The 6,786-nt window shown below is 64.9% G+C and carries 7 protein-coding genes; 5 read left to right on the forward strand and 2 right to left on the reverse strand.

Features of this window, described 5'->3' with window-relative positions; all coding sequences use genetic code 11:
* Positions 1–249: 249 nt before the first annotated feature.
* Genes PMI38_RS14295 through PMI38_RS14315 form a run of 5 tightly spaced genes read left to right on the forward strand, consistent with a single transcriptional unit; the run spans position 250 to position 4,290 of the window.
* The gene (locus tag PMI38_RS14295; protein ID WP_008095164.1) at positions 250–1,215 is read left to right on the forward strand and encodes a sulfonate ABC transporter substrate-binding protein; all 966 of its coding nucleotides are present in this window, start codon (positions 250–252) and stop codon (positions 1,213–1,215) included.
* Between the two features lie 59 nt (positions 1,216–1,274).
* Positions 1,275–2,423, forward strand: a complete 1,149-nt coding sequence (gene ssuD, locus PMI38_RS14300; protein ID WP_008095165.1) for an FMNH2-dependent alkanesulfonate monooxygenase — start codon at positions 1,275–1,277, stop codon at positions 2,421–2,423.
* A gap of 10 nt (positions 2,424–2,433) precedes the next feature.
* On the forward strand, positions 2,434–3,231 hold the full coding sequence (ssuC, locus tag PMI38_RS14305) for an aliphatic sulfonate ABC transporter permease SsuC (protein ID WP_008095167.1): 798 nt from the start codon (positions 2,434–2,436) through the stop codon (positions 3,229–3,231).
* Positions 3,228–4,040, forward strand: a complete 813-nt coding sequence (gene ssuB, locus PMI38_RS14310; RefSeq protein ID WP_008095169.1) for an aliphatic sulfonates ABC transporter ATP-binding protein — start codon at positions 3,228–3,230, stop codon at positions 4,038–4,040. The genes ssuC and ssuB overlap by 4 nt, the downstream gene beginning before the upstream one ends.
* A gap of 34 nt (positions 4,041–4,074) precedes the next feature.
* Entirely contained in the window at positions 4,075–4,290 is a 216-nt protein-coding gene (locus tag PMI38_RS14315; protein ID WP_008095172.1) for a TOBE domain-containing protein, read from the forward strand.
* 147 nt (positions 4,291–4,437) lie between these two features.
* On the opposite strand, the gene PMI38_RS14320 is transcribed toward PMI38_RS14315, so the two are convergent.
* Both PMI38_RS14320 and gshA read right to left on the reverse strand, forming a co-directional pair.
* Positions 4,438–5,064 (reverse strand): TetR/AcrR family transcriptional regulator, encoded by a 627-nt coding sequence (locus tag PMI38_RS14320; protein ID WP_008095173.1) that lies wholly within the window; start codon positions 5,062–5,064, stop codon positions 4,438–4,440.
* Entirely contained in the window at positions 5,064–6,656 is a 1,593-nt protein-coding gene (gene gshA, locus PMI38_RS14325; protein ID WP_043273655.1) for a glutamate--cysteine ligase, read from the reverse strand. Before gshA ends, PMI38_RS14320 begins: the two co-directional genes overlap by 1 nt.
* Between the last annotated feature and the right edge of the window lie 130 nt (positions 6,657–6,786).

Here is a 6,786-nt window from a genome sequence, read left to right on the forward strand (position 1 = left end):
CAAGCCGGCTCCCACAGGGAGCGGCGCTGACCCCCCCTGTGGGAGCTGGCTTGCCAGCGATAAGGTCCTTAAGGTCAAAAGATAGAAATGGAATAAACAAATGAAAAAATATGATTTCTAGGTATATGAGAAGGCTGGTACTGTCACTTCCACAGATCGTTTGATCCCCGTCCTACCGCTGTATCACCTTACTCGCCCGCCAACGAGGCAAGCAGGTGCAACCCGAACCCAATCGCACAGGAGAGCGCCATGCGCACAGTCTTCTTGCGTCGTGGTCTGGTCGCCCTGTTTGCGGCGGCTGTGTCCTTCGGCGCCATTACCCAAGCCCAGGCCGAGAGCCTGCGTATCGGTTACCAGAAATACGGCACCCTGGTGCTGCTCAAGGCCAAAGGCACGCTGGAAAAGCGCCTGGCCGAGCAAGGCGTACAAGTGCAGTGGACCGAATTCCCCGGTGGCCCTCAGCTGCTCGAAGGGCTGAATGTCGGCTCCATCGACTTTGGTGTCACCGGCGAAACCCCGCCAGTGTTCGCCCAGGCCGCCGGTGCCGATCTGCTCTACGTCGCTTACGAGCCGCCAGCGCCGCACAGCGAAGCCATCCTGGTGCCGAAGGGCTCGACGATCCAGTCGGTCAAGGAGCTCAAGGGCAAGAAAGTCGCCTTCAACAAAGGCTCCAATGTCCATTACTTGCTGGTCCGCGCCCTGCAGGACGCCGGCCTCACCTACAGCGATATCCAGCCGGTGTACCTGCCCCCCGCCGATGCCCGCGCCGCCTTCGAGCGTGGCAGTGTCGATGCCTGGGTGATCTGGGATCCGTACCAGGCCGCCGCCGAGCAACAGCTGCAGGCCCGCACCCTGCGTGACGGCAAGGGCCTGGTCGATAACCACCAGTTCTACCTGGCCACCCGCAACTACGCGACCCAGCACCCGGCCGTGATCAACACCCTGATCGAAGAGGTACGCGCCGTGGGTGAGTGGTCCCAGGCCAACCCGCAGCAGGTGACCGACCAGGTTTCGCCGCTGCTCGGCCTGCCCGCCGACATCACCCTGACCTCGGTCAAGCGCCAAGGCTACGGTGCCGCCCCACTGACCCCTGAGGTGGTGGCTGCACAACAGAAAATCGCCGACACCTTCCAGGCGCTCAAGCTGATTCCCAAGCCGCTGAGCATCAAGGACGTGATCTGGACACCCCCGGCCAAGGTCGCCAGCGCGCCTTGATTGATTCGCCTGCGCCGGGGCGCCGCCCCGGTTTGAGCCCCCTTGAGGAGACAACTCCAATGAGCCTTGATATTTTCTGGTTCCTCCCTACCCACGGTGATGGCAAGTACCTGGGCACTTCCGACGGCGCCCGCGCGGTCGATCATGGTTACCTGCAGCAGATTGCCCAGGCCGCCGACCGCCTTGGCTTCGGTGGGGTGCTGATCCCTACCGGGCGCTCCTGCGAGGATTCCTGGCTGGTGGCGGCGTCGCTGATTCCGGTGACCCAACGCCTGAAATTCCTGGTCGCCCTGCGCCCGGGCATCATTTCGCCGACCGTGGCCGCGCGCCAGGCGGCCACCCTCGATCGCCTGTCCAACGGCCGTGCGCTGTTCAACCTGGTAACCGGTGGCGACCCGGACGAACTGGCCGGTGACGGCCTGCACCTGAACCACCAAGAGCGCTACGAAGCGTCGGTCGAATTCACCCGTATCTGGCGCAAGGTGCTGGAAGGCGAAAACGTCGACTACGACGGCAAGCACATCCAGGTGAAGGGGGCCAAGCTGCTCTATCCACCGGTTCAACAGCCGCGTCCGCCGCTGTACTTCGGTGGCTCGTCCGAAGCTGCCCAGGACCTGGCTGCCGAGCAGGTCGAGCTGTACCTGACCTGGGGCGAGCCGCCCGCCGCGGTGGCCGAAAAAATCGCCCAGGTGCGTGAAAAAGCCGCCGCCCAGGGCCGCGAAGTGCGCTTCGGTATCCGCCTGCACGTGATCGTGCGCGAAACCAATGAAGAAGCCTGGGCCGCTGCCGACCGCCTGATCTCGCACCTGGACGATGACACCATCTCCCGTGCCCAGGCCTCGCTGGCGCGCTTCGACTCGGTGGGCCAGCAGCGCATGGCCGCCTTGCACGGTGGCAACCGCGACAACCTGGAAGTCAGCCCCAACCTGTGGGCCGGTGTAGGCCTGGTACGGGGTGGCGCCGGTACCGCACTGGTAGGCGATGGCCCGACCGTTGCGGCGCGGGTCAAGGAATACGCCGAACTGGGCATCGATACCTTCATCTTCTCGGGTTATCCACACCTGGAAGAGTCCTACCGCGTCGCCGAACTGCTGTTCCCGCACCTCGACGTGCAGCGCCCGGAGCAGCCGAAAACCGGCGGCTACGTGAGCCCGTTCGGCGAGATGGTGGCCAACGACATCCTGCCCAAGTCCGTGTCGCAGAGCTGAGGACAGGACCATGAGTCGTGCAACGTCCTCCACCCTGACCCAGCGCCTGGCGCCGTGGGCACTGCCGCTGGCGCTGCTGGCGGTCTGGCAGCTGGCGGTCAGCGCAGGCTGGCTGTCGACGCGCATCCTGCCGGCGCCGAGTGCGGTGGTCAGCGCAGGTGTCGAGCTGGTGCGCAGTGGCGAGATCTGGTCACACCTGGCCATCAGTGGCTGGCGTGCCGGCCTGGGCTTCCTGATCGGTGGCAGCATCGGCCTGGTGCTGGGCTTCATCACCGGCCTGTCGAACTGGGGCGAGCGCCTGCTCGACAGCTCGGTGCAGATGATCCGCAACGTGCCGCACCTGGCGCTGATCCCGCTGGTGATCCTGTGGTTCGGTATCGACGAGTCGGCGAAGATCTTCCTGGTCGCGCTTGGCACGTTGTTCCCGATCTACCTGAACACCTACCACGGCATCCGCAACGTTGACCCGGCGCTGGTGGAGATGGCGCGCAGCTACGGCCTGTCGGGCTTCGGCCTGTTTCGCCAGGTGATCCTGCCAGGTGCGCTGCCGTCGATCCTGGTCGGGGTGCGCTTCGCCCTGGGCTTCATGTGGTTGACCCTGATCGTCGCCGAAACCATTTCGGCCAATGCCGGCATCGGTTACCTGGCGATGAATGCCCGTGAATTCCTGCAAACCGACGTCGTGGTCCTGGCGATCGTGTTGTACGCCGTGCTCGGCAAGCTCGCCGACCTCGCCGCCCGCGGCCTGGAACGTGTGTGGCTGCGCTGGCACCCCGCCTACCAAGTGGCGAAGAAGGAGGGCGCATGACCGTGCTCAAGGAACAACCGCCGCGCCTGTTGCGGGGCATCCCGCTGGCGTGCAACGGCCTGCGCAAGACCTTCGGTCAGCGCGAAGTGCTGCGCGGAATCGACCTGCACATTCCGGCCGGCCAGTTCGTCGCCATCGTCGGCCGCAGCGGCTGCGGCAAGAGCACCTTGCTGCGCCTGCTGGCCGGGCTCGACCAGCCGAGCGCCGGTGAACTGCTGGCCGGCGCCGCGCCGCTGGCCGATGCCCGTGAGGACACCCGCCTGATGTTCCAGGACGCGCGTCTGCTGCCCTGGAAGAAGGTGATCGACAACGTGGGCCTGGGCCTGCGTGGCGACTGGCGCCAGCGTGCGCTGGATGCCTTGGAGGCGGTGGGCCTGGCTGACCGCGCCAATGAGTGGCCGGCGGCGCTGTCGGGTGGCCAGAAGCAGCGTGTGGCCCTGGCCCGCGCACTGATCCACCAGCCGCGCCTGCTGCTGCTGGATGAGCCGCTGGGGGCGCTGGATGCGCTGACCCGGATCGAAATGCAGCAACTGATCGAACGCCTGTGGCGTCAGCACGGCTTCACCGTGCTGCTGGTCACCCATGACGTCAATGAGGCCGTTGCGGTGGCCGACCGGGTGATCCTGATCGAGGACGGCGAAGTCGGCCTGGATCTCAATGTCGAGCTGGCAAGGCCAAGGGCGCGGGGTTCGCACCGCCTGGCCGCGCTGGAAAGCGAAGTGCTCAACCGTGTTCTGTCGGCCCCGGGTACACCGCCCGAGCCGGACCCTGTAGCCCCTTTGCCCACGCAACTGCGTTGGGCGCACTGAAACCAGACTGAAGCCAAAGAGAAGGAATCAAGCCATGACTATCAAAGCGATCAACGTACGTAACCAGTTCAAAGGCACCGTGAAAGAAATCCTCGAAGGCCCGGTGCTGTCGGAAATCGACGTGCAGACGGCCTCGGGCATCGTCACGTCGGTGATTACCACGCGTTCGGTGAAGGAGCTGGAGCTGCAGGTGGGCAGCGAGGTGATTGCCTTTGTGAAGTCGACCGAAGTTTCTATCGCCAAGCTGTGATTCTGGCGTTGAAGGGGGCTGCTCTGCAGCCCTTCGCGGGACAAGCCCGCTCCCACAGGTACACCGCTGGCTTCAAACCTTGCGCGGTATCTGTGGGAGCGGGCTTGTCCCGCGAAGGGCCGCAAAGCGGCCCCAACGATTTCTGGCCTAGCGCTTCGCCAGAAACGGCGGCAGATACAACCCCAGATACGCCTCGAACACCCGCTTGCCTTCCTCGGCCATGCGCGGGGTGATCGCCTCGTGCAACTGCACCGAGCGCGCATACACCCGGTCGCTCAGCTCCATGGCCAAGGCAAACACATCGACATCGGCAGGCATCACCGGCAAGTGAAAATGCTGGTCGAACAGCTTGTGCATCAAGTCGCCCAGCTCCATGTCGTGCTGCCGGTCGGCCTGCACCACTTCGCTCAGGCCATGCTGGGCCAGGATCAGCTGCCGAGCGGCGGCATCCTCGTTGTAGATGGCCAGCATGCGCTGCTCGATCAGGCGTGACAGCTCATGCCAGGTATTCAACGCGCTACTGTCGATGGGCGCGCTCAGTGCTTCGCGGAACGCCCGGTGTACGTCTGCGGTCAGCGCTTCGAGCAAGGCCGGCACGCTGGCGAAGAAGTGATACACCGAAGACGGCGGAATCTGCGCCCGCTCGGCCACGCTGTAGATCGACAACGCGGCCACCCCTTGCCCCGCCAGCAGCTCGCGTGCCGCGGCCAGGATCGCTTCGATCCTGGCCTGGCTGCTGGCGCGCGGCTTGCGCGGGGTGGCGCTGCGGGTCATCAGTTGCTGATCGCCAGGATGCTGGCCTGGTAGGCACCCACGAACAAGTCGAAGTCGCCGACCTCTTGCTGCTCCAGGCGCGATTGCTCGGCCAGCGAGTCGCGCGCCAGGGTCTCGTAGGCCTGCTGACGCTCGGCGGGCAGCGGTTGCTCGCGGAAGGTCTGGGCATGAATGCGGCTCTGGCGCAGCGAGAACTGCACGAAGCTTTCGTCATGCTCGGTCATGCGGGCCAGTACCTGGGCCGATGGGGTCAGCGAGGTGTCGTCGACCTTGGCCTGTTGCGCCTCCAGGGCCTTGGCATGTTCATCGCTGCCGTGGGCCTGGTCGAGCAACTCGGCCAGCTGGCCAATGCGTCCGATCAGTTCGGTGGCCCAGGCTTTCAGTGTGATCGGCTGGCCATCGCGGTGCAGTTCCAGGCCCGGGCGACGGCCTTCCTTGACCACGGTGAGGAAGTTGCTGGTGCACTGGCCGCATTCGCCGTTGTCCAGTTGCGGGCTTTCTTCCAGCGCGCAGAACAGCAGGAACGCATCGAGGAAGCGGGCCTCGGCCAGGTCGATGCCGACCGGCAGGAACGGGTTGATGTCCAGGCAGCGCACTTCCACATACTGCACGCCGCGCGAGGTCAGGGCCTGGATCGGCCGCTCACCGGTGTAGGTGACGCGCTTGGGGCGGATGTTCGAGTAGTACTCGTTCTCGATCTGCAGGATGTTGGTGTTCAGTTGCACCCACTCGCCATCGACATGGGTGCCGATCTCGACATAGGGCGGGTAGGGCGTACCGACGGCCTTGCGCAGGCTGTCGGTGTAGCTGTCCAGGTTGTTGTAGCAGGGCGTGAGGCCCGCCTGGGCGTTGCTCTGGTAGCCCAGGTCGCTCATGCGCAAGCTGGTGGCGTAGGGCAGGAACAGGGTTTCGGCATCCAGCTCTTCGAGCTGGTGCGGGCGGCCGCGCAGGAAGCCTTTGTCCAGTGCCGGCGAAGCGCCGAACAGGTACATCAGCAGCCAGCTGTAGCGGCGGAAGTTGCGGATCAGCGCGATATAGGCCGAGGACTGGTAGTCGCGGTCGCCTTCGCTGCTGCCTTCGGCGTCGCGCAGCAGTGGCCACAGCGCTTCGGGCAGCGAGAAGTTGTAATGGATACCGGCGATGCACTGCATGGTGCGGCCGTAACGCAGGGCCAGGCCCTTGCGGTAGACGTGCTTGAGCTTGCCGATATTGGACGTACCGTACTCGCCGATCGGGATGTCCTCCTCGGCCGGCAGCGTGCACGGCATCGACGGGCTCCACAGGTATTCGTCGCCCAGCTTGCTGTAGACGAAGCGGTGGGTCTGTTCGAGGCTTTCGAGCACCTTGGCCGGGTCGGCCAGGGCCGGAGTGATGAACTCCAGCAGCGACTCGGAATAATCGGTGGTGATCTGCTCGTTGGTCAGCGCCGAACCCAGCGCTACCGGGTGTGGAGTCTGAGCCAGGCGACCTTCGTCGGTTACGCGCAGGCATTCGCGCTCAATACCGTGCAGGCACTGCTTGAGCAGGGGAAGATTGGCGCCGAGCAGGCTCAGGCGGCGGTTGAGGAGGTCGCTCAAGATGGATTCCTTCACGCGTCAGTCGCCCCAATATGGGGGTAGCGTTGACGGTCTACAAGGGTAGTTGGAAAAGGAACTGGCGTTGTCGCCTGGGTTACGCGGTTCCGGCGCCGAATTGGGGGCCGCTTTGCGGCCCATCGCCGGC

Origin of the sequence: Pseudomonas sp. GM84, assembly GCF_000282535.1 — a bacterium.
Taxonomy (GTDB): Bacteria; Pseudomonadota; Gammaproteobacteria; order Pseudomonadales; family Pseudomonadaceae; genus Aquipseudomonas.

What these genes read in the sequence shown, in the direction of transcription:
- ssuD (WP_008095165.1), top strand. Translation starts at nt 1,275, where the DNA reads ATGAGCCTTGATATTTTCTGGTTCCTCCCTACCCACGGTGATGGCAAG.
- ssuC (WP_008095167.1), top strand. Translation starts at nt 2,434, where the DNA reads ATGAGTCGTGCAACGTCCTCCACCCTGACCCAGCGCCTGGCGCCGTGG.
- PMI38_RS14315 (WP_008095172.1), top strand. Translation starts at nt 4,075, where the DNA reads ATGACTATCAAAGCGATCAACGTACGTAACCAGTTCAAAGGCACCGTG.
- PMI38_RS14320 (WP_008095173.1), bottom strand. Translation starts at nt 5,064, where the DNA reads ATGACCCGCAGCGCCACCCCGCGCAAGCCGCGCGCCAGCAGCCAGGCC.
- ssuB (WP_008095169.1), top strand. Translation starts at nt 3,228, where the DNA reads ATGACCGTGCTCAAGGAACAACCGCCGCGCCTGTTGCGGGGCATCCCG.
- PMI38_RS14295 (WP_008095164.1), top strand. Translation starts at nt 250, where the DNA reads ATGCGCACAGTCTTCTTGCGTCGTGGTCTGGTCGCCCTGTTTGCGGCG.